This window comes from Verticiella sediminum, from assembly GCF_007558815.1.
Lineage (GTDB): Bacteria > Pseudomonadota > Gammaproteobacteria > Burkholderiales > Burkholderiaceae_B > Verticiella > Verticiella sediminum.
In genome coordinates this window covers 56,586-73,674 of record NZ_VLTJ01000023.1, presented here as the reverse complement: position 1 = coordinate 73,674, position 17,089 = coordinate 56,586, and the positions used below count along the sequence as shown (strand labels likewise).

15 protein-coding genes are annotated in these 17,089 nt (G+C 69.5%); 10 read left to right on the top strand and 5 right to left on the bottom strand.

Annotated features, from left to right (window positions below):
- Window positions 1-662, top strand: a 662-nt coding sequence (locus tag FOZ76_RS27500) for an aspartate/glutamate racemase family protein (protein ID WP_170235411.1), incomplete at its 5' end; no start/stop codon positions are given.
- A gap of 92 nt (window positions 663-754) precedes the next feature.
- On the opposite strand, the gene FOZ76_RS11990 is transcribed toward FOZ76_RS27500, so the two are convergent.
- The gene (locus FOZ76_RS11990; RefSeq protein WP_143948501.1) at window positions 755-1,396 is read right to left on the bottom strand and encodes a TetR/AcrR family transcriptional regulator; all 642 of its coding nucleotides are present in this window, start codon (window positions 1,394-1,396) and stop codon (window positions 755-757) included.
- Between the two features lie 107 nt (window positions 1,397-1,503).
- On the opposite strand from FOZ76_RS11990, the gene FOZ76_RS11985 reads away from it, so the two are divergent.
- From FOZ76_RS11985 to FOZ76_RS11965, 5 genes are read left to right on the top strand one after another with little or no spacing between them, the layout of a single operon-like run.
- Window positions 1,504-2,463, top strand: a complete 960-nt coding sequence (locus tag FOZ76_RS11985; protein ID WP_143948500.1) for a Bug family tripartite tricarboxylate transporter substrate binding protein — start codon at window positions 1,504-1,506, stop codon at window positions 2,461-2,463.
- 1 nt (window position 2,464) lies between these two features.
- Window positions 2,465-3,409, top strand: a complete 945-nt coding sequence (locus FOZ76_RS11980) for a D-2-hydroxyacid dehydrogenase family protein (protein ID WP_143948499.1) — start codon at window positions 2,465-2,467, stop codon at window positions 3,407-3,409.
- Window positions 3,410-3,433: 24 nt separating this feature from the next.
- Entirely contained in the window at window positions 3,434-4,657 is a 1,224-nt protein-coding gene (locus FOZ76_RS11975) for a CaiB/BaiF CoA transferase family protein (RefSeq protein WP_143948498.1), read from the top strand.
- A gap of 36 nt (window positions 4,658-4,693) precedes the next feature.
- Window positions 4,694-5,470: an enoyl-CoA hydratase/isomerase family protein gene (locus tag FOZ76_RS11970; protein WP_143948497.1), complete on the top strand. Its 777-nt coding sequence runs from the start codon at window positions 4,694-4,696 to the stop codon at window positions 5,468-5,470.
- Window positions 5,471-5,474: 4 nt separating this feature from the next.
- Window positions 5,475-7,808 (top strand): acyl-CoA dehydrogenase family protein, encoded by a 2,334-nt coding sequence (locus FOZ76_RS11965; protein WP_246129462.1) that lies wholly within the window; start codon window positions 5,475-5,477, stop codon window positions 7,806-7,808.
- A gap of 30 nt (window positions 7,809-7,838) precedes the next feature.
- Here the strand turns inward: FOZ76_RS11965 and rsmA are convergent, their stop codons facing one another.
- Window positions 7,839-8,633, bottom strand: coding sequence for a 16S rRNA (adenine(1518)-N(6)/adenine(1519)-N(6))-dimethyltransferase RsmA (gene rsmA, locus FOZ76_RS11960; RefSeq protein WP_143948496.1), 795 nt, complete (start codon window positions 8,631-8,633; stop codon window positions 7,839-7,841).
- A gap of 147 nt (window positions 8,634-8,780) precedes the next feature.
- Here rsmA and FOZ76_RS11955 point away from each other — a divergent pair, with 147 nt between their 5' ends.
- From FOZ76_RS11955 to FOZ76_RS11945, 3 genes are all read left to right on the top strand, one after another.
- Complete coding sequence (locus FOZ76_RS11955) at window positions 8,781-10,364, top strand: DUF4214 domain-containing protein (RefSeq protein ID WP_170235410.1); 1,584 nt, start codon at window positions 8,781-8,783, stop codon at window positions 10,362-10,364.
- 40 nt (window positions 10,365-10,404) lie between these two features.
- Window positions 10,405-11,985, top strand: a complete 1,581-nt coding sequence (locus tag FOZ76_RS11950) for a DUF4214 domain-containing protein (RefSeq protein ID WP_143948494.1) — start codon at window positions 10,405-10,407, stop codon at window positions 11,983-11,985.
- A gap of 149 nt (window positions 11,986-12,134) precedes the next feature.
- Window positions 12,135-12,617 (top strand): LEA/WHy family protein, encoded by a 483-nt coding sequence (locus FOZ76_RS11945; protein ID WP_143948493.1) that lies wholly within the window; start codon window positions 12,135-12,137, stop codon window positions 12,615-12,617.
- Window positions 12,618-12,665: 48 nt separating this feature from the next.
- Here the strand turns inward: FOZ76_RS11945 and FOZ76_RS11940 are convergent, their stop codons facing one another.
- Complete coding sequence (locus FOZ76_RS11940; protein WP_143948492.1) at window positions 12,666-13,811, bottom strand: CaiB/BaiF CoA transferase family protein; 1,146 nt, start codon at window positions 13,809-13,811, stop codon at window positions 12,666-12,668.
- A gap of 28 nt (window positions 13,812-13,839) precedes the next feature.
- Complete coding sequence (locus tag FOZ76_RS11935; protein ID WP_143948491.1) at window positions 13,840-15,027, bottom strand: thiolase family protein; 1,188 nt, start codon at window positions 15,025-15,027, stop codon at window positions 13,840-13,842.
- A 152-nt stretch (window positions 15,028-15,179) separates the two neighbouring features.
- On the opposite strand from FOZ76_RS11935, the gene FOZ76_RS11930 reads away from it, so the two are divergent.
- Window positions 15,180-16,085 carry a LysR family transcriptional regulator gene (locus FOZ76_RS11930; protein WP_143948490.1) on the top strand — a complete coding sequence of 302 codons (906 nt, stop codon included), beginning with the start codon at window positions 15,180-15,182 and terminating at the stop codon, window positions 16,083-16,085.
- A gap of 15 nt (window positions 16,086-16,100) precedes the next feature.
- On the opposite strand, the gene FOZ76_RS11925 is transcribed toward FOZ76_RS11930, so the two are convergent.
- Window positions 16,101-17,069, bottom strand: coding sequence for a Bug family tripartite tricarboxylate transporter substrate binding protein (locus tag FOZ76_RS11925; RefSeq protein WP_143948489.1), 969 nt, complete (start codon window positions 17,067-17,069; stop codon window positions 16,101-16,103).
- Window positions 17,070-17,089: the final 20 nt, after the last annotated feature.

Here is a 17,089-nt window from a genome sequence, read left to right as displayed (position 1 = left end):
GCCTGCTGGTCGTCAACCCCAACACCGACGGCGGCATCACCGCCGCCCTGCGGCTGGCCGCGCATGCGGCCGCGCCGGCCGGCCTGCGCGCGGTGGTCCTCAATCCCGAGACCGGGCCGCGCGCCATCGAAAGCGCGGCCGACCGGCGCGCCGCTGCCGCGGCCGTCCTCGCCCTGCTGCGACGCCGCCCGCACGACGGCTACGACGGCTACGTCATGGCCTGCTTCGACGACATCGCGGTGGCCGAGGCGCGCGCGCAGACCGCCCGTCCGGTGTTCAGCCTGGCGCAGGCGGCCATCGAAGCGGCTGTCGCGCGCGGCCTGGCGTTCACCGTCGTCACGACCGTGACGCAGGCGGTCGCCGGTATACGGGACCTGCTCGAACGCTACGGCGCCGCCGGGCTGGGGACGGTGCGCGCCACCGGCGTGGGCGTCGGGCCGAGCGCCGCACGCACGCCTCTGGCCGAGGCGCGCCTGCATGGCGCGATCGAGGACGCCAGGCGCCACGACGGCGCCCGCCAGATCGTGCTCGGCTCGGGTGCGTACACCGGCCGCGCCGGCGAACTCGCACGCCGCTACGGACTGCCGGTCGAAGACGGCATCGGCCCGGCGCTGCGGCGCGCGGCCGGCCTGCCCATCGAAGCTGCGGCGCGGCCGGCGTAACATACCGACGCGGTGCCGGCCTGCCCGGGCGGTCGATACCGACGCGCTCGCGGCCCTGGCGGCCGACGAAGCGCAGGGCTGACCGGCGCTCCTCACTTGACCGGTGAACGCGCGCGCCGCGCTCGGCGCGCGCCGGCGGGCGGCTCGCTCACCGCCGCGGGACGCTCGGCTCGCAGCCCGTTCAGTACGAAGTCCAGATAGCGATCGGCCACCTCCACCACACTGAGCGGGCCGTCCGGAGAATGCCAGCGGTGCATCTGGTTGAGGCCGGAGAGCAGGAGGCGTCCGGCCAGTGCCACGTCCACGGACCGCAGGGCACCCGCCGAAATGGCCTGCGCCAGCGCGTCGCGCAGCATCCCCTCGAAATGATCGCGCAGGCGCAATGCCTCTTCGCGGTAGTCTCCGGTCGCTGCGGACCAGAATCCGCCCGACGCCAGCAACCATGTTTCCCGGTGCTCGCCAAGAAAGGTCGCAGCGGACATCAGGAACTCGCGCAGACGGTCTTCGGGCTCGCTGTGGCGTGAGACGCGAGCTTCCACGTAATCCACCAGTTGCCGCAGCGCCTCGACCACGACGCGCGCATACAGCGTGTCCTTGTCGCGAAAGTAGTAGTAGAGCGCGGGCTTGGTGACGCCGACGACATCGGCGATGTCCTGCAGCGACGTGCGCTCGTAGCCTCGCGAACCGAATATTCCCACTGCGGCCCGCAGGATCTGGTCTTCTCTTTTTTCCATGGAGTTCTATCGATGACGGCAGGCCCACCCGGCGCCCTTGCCAAGAAGGATAGTATTGCCTATAGTTTTTACTTACTGGTAAGTAAAAACCGAATCGGAGGAGATCCATGAAGTTTCGATGCCTGTTGAGCGCCTTCGCGCTCGCGTTCGCTGCCACCGGCCAAGCGGGCGCCGCCTACCCTGAGAAGCCCGTCAACCTCGTCATTCCGTTCGCGCCCGGCGGGCTCACCGATACGCTCGGCCGCGTCTACGCCGACAAGCTCTCACGCGAATGGCAACAGCCGGTCGTCGCGGAGAATCGTCCGGGCGCCGGCACGGCCGTAGGCTCTTCGTATGTGGCGCGCGCGCCTGCCGATGGCTACACCTTGCTGTTGAGCAGCGTCGGCATGGCGACCAACCCGCTGCTCATGAGCAACCTTCCCTACGATCCGAAGGACCTCGAACCGCTGGCGCTCGCAGCCGTCGGACCGAACGTGCTCTATGTCCATCCTTCGCTGCCCGTGCACAGCGTCAAGGAGCTCGTCGACTACGCCAAGGAAAGCAAGACCGGTGTCACGTTTGCATCCTCCGGCGTCGGCGCAAGTCCGCACCTGGCCGCCGAGCTCTTCGCCATGCGCGCCGGCATCGAGATCGTGCACGTCCCGTACAAGGGAACGGGCCCGGCCATGGCCGATTTCCTGGGCGGGCAGATCGACGCCTACTTCGACACCATGCAGTCGCTGCACTATGCGCAGGCCGGCCGCCTGCGCGCGATCGCGGTGACGACGCCGGAGCGGGTGCAAGAACTGCCGGACATCCCCACGGTGGAAGAATCGGGCGTCGCCCCGGGCGTGTTCTCCGGCACCTGGTTCGGCTTCTTCGTGCACAAGGACACGCCGCCGGCGATCCGCGCCGAGCTGCTGCAAGCCGTCGAAGCCGCCACGGCGGACGAGGGCGTGCGGCAGAAGACGGTCGATATGGGCTTGGTGCCGCAATTTCTCGGCGAACAGGAGTTTTCGGCCTTCGTGAAGGACGAGTCGGCAAAATGGGAAGAAGTCATCCGCGAACGCAACATCACGGTGAATTGATATGCACATCGCTGTTCTCGACGACTACCAGGACGCCGCACGCCGGGCAGCCGACTGGAGCCGCATCCCCGGCGCCTCGCTCCAGTGCTTCCACGACTCGCTGGCCGACACCGACGCCCTGACGGCACGGCTGCAACCGTTCGAGGTCATCGTGGCAATGCGCGAGCGCACGCGCTTCGACGCCGCGTTGCTGGCCCGGCTGCCCCAGTTGAAATTGCTGGTGACCACCGGCATGCGCAACGCCGCCATCGACCTGGAAACGTGCGCCCGGCGCGGCATCATCGTGTGCGGAACGGGCAGCAACCCGCTGCTGGCCGCGGAGCAGGCCTGGGCAATGATCCTGGGTCTCTACAAGGACACCGCCAGCAATGATGCTGCGTTGCGCCAGGGTACGTGGCAGCCGTCGGTGGGCCGTACGGTGGCAGGCAACACGCTCGGCGTCGTCGGCCTGGGAAAACTCGGCGCCGCCGTCGCACGCTACGGCAAGGCGTTCGGCATGCGCGTGCTCGCCTGGAGCCCCAACATCACGGCAGAACGCTGTGCCGAACAGGGCGTCGAACTGGCCGACAAGGCAACCTTGTTCGCACAGTCCGACGTCGTCAGCCTGCACCTGGTCCTGGGCCCGGCGACTCGACACATCGTGGGCGCCACGGAACTCCGGTGGATGAAGCCGGATGCATTCCTGGTCAACACCTCGCGCGGGGCGCTGCTCGACGAAGCCGCGCTGTGCGAGGCCCTGGCCGAAGGCCGGATCGCCGGCGCGGCCCTGGACGTGTACGAGCGCGAGCCCTTGCCCCGCGAGGCGGCCATCCTGCGTGCCCCGCGCACGCTGCTCAGCCCGCATGTGGGCTACGTCTCCCGGGAGAACTACCGGCAGTACTACACAGACGCAGTCGAGGACATCCTGGCGTGGCGCCGCGGCGAGCCCATCCGCACTCTCGTCTGACTCTCTTGCCTCTGCACCTCAGGTATGCCCAACCCATCCGCTCCGCTTTCGCACATCCGCGTCCTCGATCTCAGCCGTGTGCTCGCCGGCCCCTGGGCCAGCCAGTTGCTGGCCGACCTGGGCGCCGATGTCATCAAGGTCGAACGTCCCGGCAACGGCGACGATACCCGCGCCTGGGGGCCGCCATTCCTCGAAACGCCCTCGGGCCCGGGCGACGCCGGCTACTACCTCACCGCCAATCGCGGCAAACGCTCCATCACGCTCGACCTGGACAAATCCGAGGCCCAGGACCTCGTGCGCCGCCTGGCCGCGCAATCCGATGTGGTGCTGGAGAACTTCAAGGTCGGCACGCTGGCCCGTTTCGGTCTGGACTACCCCAGCCTGAGCCGCGTCAATCCGCGCCTGGTGTACTGCTCGATCACCGGCTTTGGCCAATCCGGGCCGCGCGCGGCCGCGCCGGCCTACGACTTCCTGATCCAGGCGATGGGCGGCCTGATGAGCATCACCGGCGAGCCCGCCGAGGAGCCGGGAGGGACGCCCCAGAAGGTCGGCGTGCCCATCGTGGACCTCGTCACGGGGGTCTACGCCGCCGTGGGCGCGCTTGCCGCCATTGCCCAGCGCGAACGCACGGGCCGCGGCGATCACATCGATCTCGGCATGCTCGACGTCCAGGTCAGCCTGCTCGCCAACCAGGCGATGAACTACCTGATGAGCGGGCGCACCCCGCAGCGCACCGGCACCGCGCATCCCAACATCCAGCCGCAGCGGGTTTTCGCGTGCCAGGATGGCGACATGGTGCTGGTCGTGGGCAATGACGGCCAGTTCGCGCGTCTGTGCGCCGCCATCGGGCAACCCGGACTCGCCGCCGACGCGCGCTACGCGACCAATGGCGCCCGCGTGCGGAACCAGGCCAGCCTGACCGCCCTGCTGACCGCAGTGTTCGTACGCGAGACGCGGGCGCACTGGGAAGCGGTGCTCGGCACGGCCGGCGTGCCCTGCGGCCCCATCAACAGCGTGCCGGAAGTCTTCGCCGAGGCCCAGGTGCGGCATCGCGGCATGCTGCGCCATCTGCCGCATGCGCTGGCCGGCGAGGTGCCGCAGGTGGCCAGCCCTCTGCGTTTCACCGAGTCCGACGGCATCGCCCGGCGCGGGCCGCCCCTCATCGGCGAACACACCGACGAGGTCCTGCAGGAACTGGGCGAGACGCCCGAGCGCATCGCCCGCCTGCGCGCCGCACACATCATCTGAACCTCGCGTTCCGCGAGTCTGCCCATGGAGGAAATCATGTCCGACTACACCCAGCTAGACGTCCGCCACGACGGTCACGTCGCCATCCTCACGCTGAACTTCGCCCCGGTGAACGCGCTCTCGCGCACCCTCAACGACGAACTCACCGCGGCTCTGGACCGTATCAGCGAGACGCCCGACGTCCGGGCCGTCGTGCTGACCGGTGCGGGCAAGGTGTTTTGCGCGGGTGCGGACCTGAAGGGCCGCAAGGACGTCATCCGGGGGCCGGGCGACCTGCCGGCGCATTCCCGACGCACGCGCGAGTGCTTCCACGCCATCCGCGAGTGCGCCAAGCCGGTCGTCGCCGCGATCAACGGCCCGGCGTTGGGCGCGGGGCTGGCGATCGCCGCCTCTGCGGACGTGCTGATCGCCTCCACGCAGGCCGTGGTCGGGCTGCCCGAGATCAACGTGGGCCTGTTGGGCGGCGGGCGCCACGCCATGCGCCTGTTCGGCCACTCGCGCACGCGCCGGATGATGCTCACCGGTCAACGCGTCGATGCGCAGGAACTGTATCGCCTGGGCATCGTCGAGGCCTGCGTCGAGCCCGACCGCCTGCTGCCTGCTGCGCTGGAGATCGCCCACGAGATCGCCGCAAAAAGCCCGGCGGCCACCAAGCTTGCCAAGCACACGCTCAACACCATCGAACACATGTCGCTGCGCGATGGCTATCGCTACGAGCAGGACATGACGGCGCTCATCGGCGCCACCGACGATGCGAAGGAGGCACAGCGCGCCTTTCTCGAAAAGCGTGTCCCGGTGTTCACCGGCAAATGACCCCATGACCATGACCGAAGCCTTGCTGGATCCCGTCCGGGAAGAAGTCCGGACCTTCCGCCACAGCGCGCTCGACCTGCTCCGCGGCGAATCGCCGCTGCAGCGCCTGCGCGAAGAGGTACGCACCGAACGGCAGTTCGACCGCGCCCTCTGGCAGCGCCTGGCCGACAGCGGATGGTCCGCCCTGCTCGTGCCCGAAGCCCTCGGTGGCCTGGGGCTGGGCGTGCGTCATGCCTGCGCGGTGGCGAGCGCCGTGGGCGAGCACCCGTTGCCCGAACCCTACGTCGGGCTGTGCGTGCAGACCGTGGCGGCCCTCGTCCGCCTGCCGGCGTCGGCCTTGCGCGACGAGCTGCTGGCCGACGTCGCCGACGGCGGCCGTGTGATCGCCCTGGCCTGGCAGGAGCGCCTCGGCCAATTGAGCGAGGCCGAGTGCAGGCAAACGCGCGCCGAGCGCGACGGCGACGACGTGCTCCTGTACGGAGACAAACGCTGGGTCTGTCTCGGCGACTCGGCGGACGGCTGGCTGATCAGCGCCTGCGACGACGAATCCCCGGGCGTCTACTGGCTGCCGCAAGGTACACCTGGCGTGCGCGTGAGCACGGAAGAACGTCTGGAAGGCCTGCCGCTGGCCAGGATCACGCTGGACGGCGCGCGCCTACCGGCCGCATTCCGCCTGGCGAGCGGCACGCCGGCCGCCGCAGCCATCGAGCTGGCCAACGACACCGCACGGCTGGCGCAGGCCGCCGAACTGACCGGCGCCGCGCGGCGCGCCCACGAGATCACGCTCGACTATCTCAAGACCCGTGTGCAGTTCGGCAAGCCGATCGGCGCCAACCAGGCGCTGCAGCACCGCATGGTCGACGCGCTGCTGCAGTTGGAACTGGCCGAGTCGACGCTGGAGCAAGTGCTGCGCGAACTCGACGCCGACCCCGACGCGCTGCCACGCCTGGCCAGTCGCGCCAAGGCACGGGCCGCACACGCCGCGCGCTTCGTCACGCGCCTCGCCATCCAGTTTCACGGCGCGATCGGCTATACCGACGAACACGACATCGGCCTCTACTTCAAGCGCGCGCTCGGCGGCAACGCCTGGCTGGGCAATGCCGCAGCGCATCGCCTGCGCTATCTCTGCCTGTCGAGCCCGGCCGTCGAGCATGCGACGGACGAGGACCCGGGCGACGTACCGTCGCCCGACACCGACTGGAACGCGCTGGGCGACGAGCAGTTCCGCCGCACCGTCAGAGCGTTTTTCGCGCGGCACTATCCCGATGCACTGCGCTTCCCGCCACGCCGACTGCGCTGGCACGAGGTTCGGGACTGGTATCTCACCCTGTCGCGCCAGGGCTGGCTGGCACCGGCCTGGCCTCGTGAACATGGCGGCATGGCGCTCGCCCCGGAAAAGCTGCTCGCCTTCATGGAGGAAAGCGAAGCCTGGGGCGTGGCGCGCACGCCCGACCAGGGCATCATCAATCTCGGCCCGGTGCTGATCCGATACGGGACGCCCGAGCAGCGGCAGACCTACCTGCCCCGCATTCTCTCGGGCGAGCACGTGTGGTGCCAGGGCTACTCCGAGCCGAACGCCGGATCGGATCTGGCATCGCTGCGCACCGAGGCGCTCGCCGACGGCCAGGACTTCGTCGTCAACGGGCAGAAGATATGGACGACGCTGGCCCAGGACGCCACCCACATCTTCCTGCTGGTGCGTACCGACAAGGCCGCCAGGAAGCAGGCGGGCATCAGCTTTCTGCTCGTCGACCTGGCCACGCCGGGCATCACCGTCAGGCCGATTCGCAACATCCACGGCGACGAAGAGTTCTGCGAGGTGTTCTTCGACGACGTGCGTGTGCCGCAGGCCAACCTGGTGGGCGAACTGAACCAGGGCTGGACCATCGCCAAGGCCTTGCTCGGATTCGAACGCATCTTCGTCGGCAGCCCCCAGCAGTCGCGATACGCCCTGCATCAGCTCCGCGCTCTCGGCCAGACGAGCGCGGCCTTCGAGCAGGCCGACTTCCGGGCCCGGTATGCCGAGTTGCTCCTGGACACCGAAGACCTGGGCGCGCTCTATGAACGCTTCAGCGACTTCGTCAAGCGAGGCCGACCGCTGCCGCCCGATGTGTCGCTGCTCAAGATCTGGGCGACCGAGACGTACGGCCGCATCAGCGACCAGCTTGCCGAGTCTGCCGCCGAAGCCGGCAGCGCCTACGGCCAGGTGGACCTGGGCGGGGTGCGCCTGGCCCCGCTGGCACCGCTGATGAACGCCATCATCACGACCATCTACGGCGGCACCAATGAAGTCCAGCGCAACATCGTCGCCAAGCAGGTGCTGGGCTTGCCGGCTTGACAGGCCTGCACCAGGCTTGCCGGCCCCGCCTCAGCGCTCGCCGGCCAGCGCCCCCGCCGCCACCAGCGCATCCGACATCGCCATGAACTGCGCCACCGAGACCTCCTCGGCGCGCGCGGTCGGCGCGACGCCGATCGCCTCCCAGGGCACCAGCGCGGCCCAGTCGCCCAGCCCGCGGCGCAGCATCTTGCGGCGCTGCGCGAAGGCGCGCGTGACGGTCTGGGCAAAGGCGCGCTGGCTCGCCGGGCGCGGGCGCTCGGCGGGCAGCGGGTCCATGCGCACGATGGCCGACACCACCTTGGGCGGCGGGTCGAAGGCGTCGGCGGGCACGTCGAAGAGCTTTTCCATGTCATACCGGGCCTGCAGCATCACGGCCAGCCTGCCGTAGTCGCTGTCGCCCGGCGCGGCCACCATGCGGTCCACCACCTCTTTCTGCAGCATGAAGGTCTGGTCGCGCACGTGGTCAGCGTAGTCGAGCAGATGGAACAGGATCGGCGTGGAGATGTTGTACGGCAGGTTGCCGACCACTCTCAGCCTCTCGCCGAAGGCGCCGAAATCGACCGTCAGGGCGTCGGCCTCGGTGATGTGCACCCGTTCGGCCGGGTAGGCCCGGCGCAGGCGGGCGACGAGGTCGCGGTCGATCTCCACCACGTGCAGGCGATCCAGGCGCTCGAGCAGGGGCGCGGTGAGCGCCGACAGGCCCGGCCCGATCTCGACCATCAGGTCGGTGCGCGCCGGGGCAATGGCGCGGACGATGCCTTCGATGACGCCCTCGTCGACGAGGAAGTGCTGGCCGAAGCGCTTGCGCGCCTGGTGCTTGCTCATGGCGGTGTTGCAAAAGTGGGATTGCCGCCATTGTAGGCGGGCCCGGCGTCTCGTCCGCGTTGGCCCCGCCGCCGGAGTTCTATACACTCGCCAAGTTCTCGTCACATGACGACACTATTCGCAACTGGCGACGTATCCGGAGGCAACATGGCGGTTTCCCTGCTCGATACCCTGGACTGGGGCTCGCGCCTCGAAGGTTCGGTCATCACCTATGCGTTCTACGACGACGGCGCGACGGTCGATCTGGACATGGACGAGGACGGCGACGGCGGCACGCAGGTCCTCGCCGGCTGGACCGACTACGAGAAACAACAGGCGCGGCTGGCTTTCGAGACGTTTGCGCGCGTCACCCAGCTCAGCTTCGTGGAGGTCGAGGCGCCCGAAGACGCCGACATCCGCCTGGCGCTGTTCGATTTCGACGCCCCGGGGATGCTCGGTTTCGGGGTGGCGCCCGGCGCTGTCATCGCCGGTCAGGGCGGCGGCTTCGCCGCCTTCAATATCGGCAGCCCGCTGTGGTCGCGCGAAGCCGGCGGCAACCTCGACCAGGGCGGTTATGCGTTCATCACGCTCACGCACGAGTTCGGCCACGTGCTGGGCCTGGCCCATCCGCACGACGACGGCGGAGGCTCGCCGCTCATGCCGGGCGTGATCGTCGACACCTACCATCCGCAAGGCTCGACCGGCTTCTACGAGCTCAACCAGGGCGTCTACACCATGATGTCCTACAACGACGGCTGGATCACCGGCCCGCTGCCCAAGGCTTCGCCGGAGACGCCCTACGGCTGGGCGACCGGCCCGATGGCGCTGGACATCGCGATCCTGCAGCAGAAGTACGGCGTCAACGACGACCCCGGCCACGCCCACACGGTCTATCGGTTGCTCGACGAGCCCGCGCCCGGCTACGGCTACACCACGATCTGGAGCAACGCGGGCGGCCACATCATCATGTACCAGGGCGAAAGGGACGCCGTCATCAATCTGCAGCCGGCGACGCTCGACGTGGAATGGGGCGGCGGCGGCTGGCTGTCGTACGTCGACGGCGTGACGGGCGGCTTCACCATTGCGCATGGCGTCGACGTGCTGAACGCCATCAGCGGCAGCGGCAACGACACGCTCATCGGCAACGCGCTGGACAACCTGTTCGACGCCGGACTGGGCGAGAACACGATCTACGGCAACGGCGGCGCGGACGTCGTGCTGTACGGGGGCAGCGTGCACGACTATGCCGTCACGCGCGACGACGAGGGCGCCTGGGTGGTACAGGCGGACGACGAGAGCCGGCAGGACACGCTGCACGACATTCGCCAGCTCGACTTCGACGAGGGCCGCCTGTACGTGGAAGCGCTCGCCCAGGAATCGCTGGCCGTGGGCGCGCTCTACCTGAGCATGCTCGATCGCCTGCCCGATGCCGAAGGCTACGGCTACTGGACCGGTGCCGTGCTGGGCGGCGTCGAACTCGGCACCGTGGCCGGCCTGCTCGGCGACTCGGACGAGTTCAGCGCCGGCTACGGTGCCGCCAGCGACGCCGACTACGTGGAGGTGCTGTACCAGACCCTGCTCATGCGCGAGGCGGACGAGGAAGGCGCCACCTACTGGATCGCCGAACTCACGAGCGGCGCGCTGAACCGCGGCACCCTGGCCCTGCAGTTCCTCGAGGCCGACGAACAGCCGGACGCCTTCCTCGAAGCGCTGGTCGATACGGTGATCACCTTCGGCGACCTCTGGGCCTGAGGCCCTCTCCCGCCCCATCCACCCGGCCACGGAGCCCCGCATGCCCTCCTCCCTGATCAGCAGCCTGGACCTGGGCACACGCCTGGAAGGCAACGTCATCACCTATGCCTTCCATCGCCAGGGGGACGTGATCGACCTGAGTTCCGACGGCGGCTCGGCCCGGCAGCGCCTCACCGGCTGGAACGACTACGAGAAGCAGCAAGCAAGGCTGGCCTTCGACATGTTCGCGCAGGTCGCCGACCTCACCTTCGTCGAAGTGGCGGACCCGGCGCAGGCCACCCTGCGCCTGGGTCTGTACGACTTCCCGCCGGGCCTGGGCTACGGCTATGCATATCCTCCGGAAGCGGGCGGCGCCCTGGCGGGCTTCGCCGCCTTCAACCTGTCGAGCTGGGCCTGGTCGCGCGAAGCCGGCGGGCACCTCGACGCCGGGGCGTACGGCTACATCACGCTGATCCACGAGATCGGCCACCTGTTCGGGCTGGCCCATCCGCACGATCTGGACAGCCTGGGCGGGCCGCTGCCCGGCGTCGTGACCGACGCCCAGCATCCGCGCGGCTCGCTCGGCGACTTCGAGCTGAACCAGGGCATCTACACCATGATGAGCTACAACGACGGTTGGCTCACCGGCCCCATGCCCCAGGTGGAGAGGGAAGTCTCCTACGGATGGAACGCCAGCCTGATGGCGCTGGACGTGGCCATCATGCAGCAGAAGTACGGCGCCAACCTGGCCTACGGCGAACCGGGCACGATCTACGAGCTGGCCGACGCCGACCATCACGGCTATGGCTACAGCGCGATCTGGAACGCCCATGGCGACAACGTGATCCGCTACCAGGGCGACAGGAACGCGGTCATCAACCTGATGCCGGCCAGCCTGGAGCCGGCCTGGGGCGGCGGCGGATACGTCTCGTATGTCGAGGGCGTGCACGGCGGCTACACCATCGCGCATGGCGTCGAAGTCCGCACGGCGATCAGCGGCGGGGGCGACGACATGCTGATCGGCAATGCGCTGGACAACCTGTTCGACCCCGGCGCGGGAAGCAACACCATCCATGGCAACGGCGGCGCCGACGTGGTGCGCTACGCCGACGCGTCGATCCGCGACTACAACGTGAGCTGGGACGCCGGTCAATCCGCCTGGGTCGTGGCCGGCCGCGACGGCGCGCGCGCCGATACGCTGCACGACGTGCGCATGCTGGATTTCAACGAGGGGCGCCTGTATGCCGAGGCCGTGGCCGATTCCTCGCTGGCGGTCGGCGCCCTCTACATCGCGCTGCTCGACCGGCTGCCAGAAGCGGGCGGCTACGCCTACTGGACCACCGAGGCATTGACGGGCGTGCAGACCCTGCTGACCGTCGCCAACCTCGTCTCCAGCTCCGACGAATTCGCCCAGGGCCTGGGCCGCTCCGACGACGGCCAGTTCGTCAACTGGCTGTACGACACGGTCATGACACGAATGCCCGACGCGCCCGGCCACACGTACTGGGTCGACCAGTTGCAGCGGGACATCATGGACCGCGGCGAGATCGCCCTGTTCTTTCTGACGGCCGACGAACAATCGCTGGCGTTCCGCGAGGAAGTCGTCGCCCAGGTCATCGAATTCGGCGACATCTGGGCCTGAGCGTGCGCGCCGGCGCGGCCCTCGCCGGGCCTCACGCGGTCCGCCGCACCCCGCCCGCAGCGGCGCCGCCCGCCTCGATGGAGCGCGCCGCGCCGGGGCGCGGGCATGCGGCCTGCGGACGAGCGGCTTTCCCGTCCTGCGAGTCCGCCATGCCCCACTCCCCGCCCCCGCCCACCCGTCGCCGCGTACTGCTTGCCGGCACGTGCGCGAGCCTGCTCGTGCTCGCCGGCTGCGCCGGCTTCGGCGAACAGGCGCCCCGCGTCTCCGTCGCCGGCGTCGAACCGCTGGCCGGCCAAGGGCTGGAGATGCGCATGAACCTGAACCTGCGCGTGCAGAACCCGAGCGACCGCGCGCTGGACTTCAACGGCATATCCCTCGATCTGGACGTCAACGGCGAACGCTTCGCGAGCGGCGTGAGCGACCAGAGCGGCAGCATCCCGCGCTACGGCGAAACCCTGGTCTCGGTGCCCGTCACCATCTCGGCCATGGGCGCCGTGCGCCAGCTCGTCCAGCTCGCCGACGGCCGCGGCTGGTCCGGCGTGCCCTACGTCATGCGCGGCCGCCTGTCGGGCGGCACCTTCGGCACCACGCGCTTCTCGGATTCGGGCACGCTGCGCCTGCCGGGCATGTAGCCGCCATCGCCCCACCGGAACGCGGCCGGCTCGCGCAGCCCTTCGACCTCAAGCGACCAATCCGCGCTCCCGCCAGGCCGCCGCGCGCTCGGGCGACAGCCAGTCCGACAGGATCTCCCCTGCGGGCTTGGCGACACCCGCCTGCGGCGATCGGGGCAACGCGCAAGGCGTACGGCTGAAGCGTGGCGCGGGCGCCGGCTGGCGCACGCCGTCGACCTCGACGAAAGTGCCGCGAGCCTGCAGATGCGGATGATCCGGCGCCTCGCCGAAGGACAGCACCGGCGCGAAGCACACGTCCGTGCCTTCGAATTCGGCACACCAGTCGTCCCGGGCGCGCGTGCGGAAAATCTCCGCCAGGCGCGCCTTGGCCTGCGGCCACGATGCGCGGTCCATCTGCGGGCCCAGCGCATCCTGCCCCAGGCCCAGCCGCGCCAGCAGATCCGCGTAGAACCGCGCCTCGATCGGCCCGATCGAGATGTAGCGGCCATCCCGGCACTCGTACACGTCGTAGAAGGGCGCGCCCGAGTCCAGCACGTTCGTGCCCCGCGCCGGGGACCACTGGCCCGCCGCCAGCAAGCCGTGGAATGCGGTGGACAGCGTCGCAGCGCCATCGACGATGGCGGCATCGACCACCTGTCCTTGCCCGCTCGCACGGGCTTGCAGCAAGGCCGCGAGTATCCCCAGGGCGAGGAAGGTCCCGCCGCCGCCGAAATCGCCGGCGATGGCCAGCGGCACGCTGGGCGGCGCACCGCGCCGGCCGATGGCGTCGAGCACGCCGGTGAGCGCGATGTAGTTGATGTCGTGCCCCGCCGCATGCGCGAGCGGGCCGCTCTGGCCCCAGCCCGTCATCCGGCCGTACACCAGACGGGGGTTGCGTGCCAGACAGGTATCCGGCCCCAACCCCAGACGTTCCATGACGCCCGGACGAAAGCCCTCGATCAGGGCGTCGGCCTCGCCGAGCAGTTCGAGCACGAGTTCGGCGGCGGCCGGCACCTTGAGATCCAGCGCCAGTGTCTCGCGGTTGCGCAGCAGCAGATTGAACGCCAGCGGCCGCGCCACCCCCAGGTCGGCCGGCTGCGCACGCTCGATGCGCAATACGCTCGCCCCCATGTCGGCCAGCAGCATGGCTGCCATCGGACCCGGGCCGATACCGGCCATCTCGACGATCCGCACGCTCTGCAAGGGTCCCGCCATCGCTGCCCTCCCCCCGGATGCCCGTGGATCAAATCCGTTCGATCGCCACCGCAGTGGCCTCGCCGCCTCCCAGGCACAAAGCGGCAACGCCGCGCCGCGCGCCCCGCCGACGCAAGGCGTGCGCCAGCGTGACGAGCAAGCGCGCCCCCGTCGCACCCACCGGGTGCCCCAGCGCGCAGGCCCCGCCATGAACGTTCACCTTGTCCTCGGGCAGGTCCAGCGCGCGCATGGCAAGCAAGGTGACCACGGCGAAAGCTTCGTTGATCTCGAAGAGATCGACGTCGCGCGCACGCCACCCGGCTTGCGCAAGCACCCGCTCGATGGCCCCGACAGGGGCCATGGCGAACTCCGCCGGCTGCATGGCAAAAGTCGCCAGGCCGGTGATGCGCGCCAGCATCGGCGCATCCTGCGCCCGAGCCTGGGACTCGCGCATGAGCACCAGGGCCGCGCCGCCGTCCGAGATCGACGACGCATTTCCCGCGGTGACGCTGCCGTTCTCGCGGAACACGGCGGGCAGCGCATCCAGACGCTCCGGCTGGCAGCGCGCGGGGGTTTCGTCGACGTCGACGGTGACGCTCGCTCCCCGGCGGCGCACCTCGAGCGGCACGATCTCGGCGCCGAAGCCGCCCTGCGCCTGGGCCGCCAGCGCGCGCTCCACGCTGCGGCGCGCGTAAGCGTCCTGCGCGGCGCGCGCCACGCCCTCGCGCTCGGCCACCACATCGGCGTGGTACCCCATGAGCTTGCCGTCGTAGGCATCCTCCAGCCCGTCCCGGTACATATGGTCCAGGAACTGCCCGTGACCCAGGCGATAGCCCTGCCTGCCGCGCGGCACCAGATGCGGCGCGTTGGTCATGGATTCCATGCCGCCGGCCGCCGCCACGTGGCAGCGCCGCGCGAGCAGCAGATCGTGCGCGAACATGACGGCCTTCATGCCCGAACCGCACATCTTGCTGATCGTGGTGGCGGGCGTGGTCGCGGGCAGGCCCGCGCCCAGCACCGCCTGGCGCGCCGGGGCCTGTCCCAGGTTGGCGAACAGGCAGCAGCCCATGATGGCCTCGTCGACCGCAGCCGGGGCCACGCCCGCATCGGCCACGGCCGCGGCCAGCGCGGCGGCGCCCAGCCTGGGCGCGCTCAAGGGGGACAGCACCCCGTCGAAAGCGCCGATGGGCGTACGGCGCGCGGCCAGGATCACAACGGAATCGTCAGCAGTCGTCATAGCGGTGCAGGAAGATGCGCAATACCCGGAGGACGCGCGGGCGCGCCGTCCATCCATCGTCACCCCTGCATGGTGGCCAGTGGACACCTCGCCGTCCAATACCGGATACTGACCCCCCGATACCTGCCGCGTATCATGCGCCCCGCCTCACCATGGAACTTCGCCAACTGCGGCAAATCGCCGTTCTCGCGGAAACGCTGAATTTCCATCGCGCCGCCGAACGGCTGCACATGGCCCAGCCGCCGCTGTCGACTTCCGTCAAGAAGCTGGAAGAAGAACTCGGCGTGCTGCTGTTCGAGCGCCTGGCCACGGGGCTGCGCATCACGCCGGCGGGCCAGGCGGTACTGCGCAACGCCCGGCGCGCGCTCTTCTTCGCCGACGAAGTGCGCCGCGCCGCGCGCGAGGGCGAATCCGGAGAGCAGGGCCTGCTGCGCGTCGGCTTCGTGGGCACCGCGAGCCACACCCTGCTGCCCGGCATCGTGCGCGAGTTCCGCCGCCGCTATCCGCAGGTCGACCTGGCGATGGAGGAATCCACCACCGTCGATCTGCTGCGCCGCATCGACGAGCACAGCCTGGACGTCGCCTTCGTGCGCGCTCCGGTGCTCGCGCCCACGGCCGCCGAACTGACGTCGCTGCAAACCGATGTCATGATGCTCGCCGTGAGCGCGGACTCGCCGCTCGCCGGGCGCACCCGCATCTCGCTGCGCGAAGTGGCCGAGCATCCGCTCATCGCCTACTCCAGGGCGCTGGTGCCGACGATGCACTGGCTGACCATGACCGCCTTCTCCGAGATCGGCATCACCCCGCGCATCGCCCAGGAAGCCGTGCAGGTGCAGACGCTGCTGGGGCTGGTGGAAAGCGGGCTGGGCGTGGCCCTGATCCCCTCGCACGCCACCCGCTACGTCGGCGAAGGCATCCGCCTGCTGGCCCTGGACGACATGCCGGCGTCGCTGCGCGTGGGCATCTCGCTCGCCTGTCTGCCCGAGGCGCACAGCCCCACCGCACGCAACTTCATCGCCACGGCGCTCGACATCGTCGTTGCCGAGACTGTGAATTGACGGGGTGCCCGTGGCTCACTGCTCCACGGAAATACCCGCCTTTTGAACAATGTCGCGGGTGGCCTGGATCTCGCTTGCCTGGAAGTCCCGGAAACTGGCCGGCCCCAGCGCGAAGACCTCTCCGCCCAAGCCTTCGATGAAGTTCTTGCCCTCATCGCTTTCCAGCAGCGCGCGCACGCGCTCGGAGATCTCGGTCACGATGGGCTCCGGCGTACCGGCGGGAAAGAACACACCGGTCCAGGCGTAGGCCTCGAATGGCTGTCCTAGCTGTTCGGCGATCGTCGGGGTCTGCGGCAGCTCGCGGATGCGCTTGTCGCTGGCGACACCGAGCGCGCGCAGACGGCCGCCGTTGATGAGCGGCGTCACCGAACTCACCTCGCCGATCGAGTAGTCCACATTGCCGCCCGCGAGATCGGTCATGGCCGGTGCGGTGCCCTTGTAGTGAATGGCCGTGCCGCGGATTGCGCTCAGGGCATGGAACTGCTCCATGGCGACCTGGTAGGTCGGCGTACCGCTACCGTAGTTCAGGCTGCCGGGAGCCTGCTTCGCCGCGGCCACCAGATCCTCCACCCGCTGGTATGCGGAGGCCGCGGGCACCACCAGCACCATGGGAAAGCGCGCGATGCTCGTCACCGGCGCGAAGTCCTTCATCGGATCGTAGGGCAGCGACGTGAACACCGCCGCGTTCGTGACCATGGGCGAATTGCTGGCGACGAACATCGTATAGCCGTCGGCCGGGGCCTCGGCCACGGCGCGCGCCGCGATGAAGCTGTTCGCTCCGGGCCGGTTCTCGACCACGAAGGGCTGCCCCATGGTCTGGGTCAGGTGCTTGGCGATGAAGCGCGCGGTCGTGTCCGCGCCGCTGCCCGGCGGCAGCGACACGATCACTTTCACCGTGCGTTCGGGGTATGCCGCCTGCGCAGCATGGGAAACCGCCGCCAGCAGGCCGATCGCGGCCGCGGCCATGAATTGTCGATGTCTCATGTCACTCTCCTCGTTTTGTG

Bases quoted from the DNA above. Each gene is read 5' to 3' on its own strand.
- FOZ76_RS11990 (WP_143948501.1), bottom strand. From the start codon at position 1,396: ATGGAAAAAAGAGAAGACCAGATCCTGCGGGCCGCAGTGGGAATATTC.
- FOZ76_RS11985 (WP_143948500.1), top strand. From the start codon at position 1,504: ATGAAGTTTCGATGCCTGTTGAGCGCCTTCGCGCTCGCGTTCGCTGCC.
- FOZ76_RS11980 (WP_143948499.1), top strand. From the start codon at position 2,465: ATGCACATCGCTGTTCTCGACGACTACCAGGACGCCGCACGCCGGGCA.
- FOZ76_RS11975 (WP_143948498.1), top strand. From the start codon at position 3,434: ATGCCCAACCCATCCGCTCCGCTTTCGCACATCCGCGTCCTCGATCTC.
- FOZ76_RS11970 (WP_143948497.1), top strand. From the start codon at position 4,694: ATGTCCGACTACACCCAGCTAGACGTCCGCCACGACGGTCACGTCGCC.
- FOZ76_RS11965 (WP_246129462.1), top strand. From the start codon at position 5,475: ATGACCATGACCGAAGCCTTGCTGGATCCCGTCCGGGAAGAAGTCCGG.
- rsmA (WP_143948496.1), bottom strand. From the start codon at position 8,633: ATGAGCAAGCACCAGGCGCGCAAGCGCTTCGGCCAGCACTTCCTCGTC.
- FOZ76_RS11955 (WP_170235410.1), top strand. From the start codon at position 8,781: ATGGCGGTTTCCCTGCTCGATACCCTGGACTGGGGCTCGCGCCTCGAA.
- FOZ76_RS11950 (WP_143948494.1), top strand. From the start codon at position 10,405: ATGCCCTCCTCCCTGATCAGCAGCCTGGACCTGGGCACACGCCTGGAA.
- FOZ76_RS11945 (WP_143948493.1), top strand. From the start codon at position 12,135: ATGCCCCACTCCCCGCCCCCGCCCACCCGTCGCCGCGTACTGCTTGCC.
- FOZ76_RS11940 (WP_143948492.1), bottom strand. From the start codon at position 13,811: ATGGCGGGACCCTTGCAGAGCGTGCGGATCGTCGAGATGGCCGGTATC.
- FOZ76_RS11935 (WP_143948491.1), bottom strand. From the start codon at position 15,027: ATGACGACTGCTGACGATTCCGTTGTGATCCTGGCCGCGCGCCGTACG.
- FOZ76_RS11930 (WP_143948490.1), top strand. From the start codon at position 15,180: ATGGAACTTCGCCAACTGCGGCAAATCGCCGTTCTCGCGGAAACGCTG.
- FOZ76_RS11925 (WP_143948489.1), bottom strand. From the start codon at position 17,069: ATGAGACATCGACAATTCATGGCCGCGGCCGCGATCGGCCTGCTGGCG.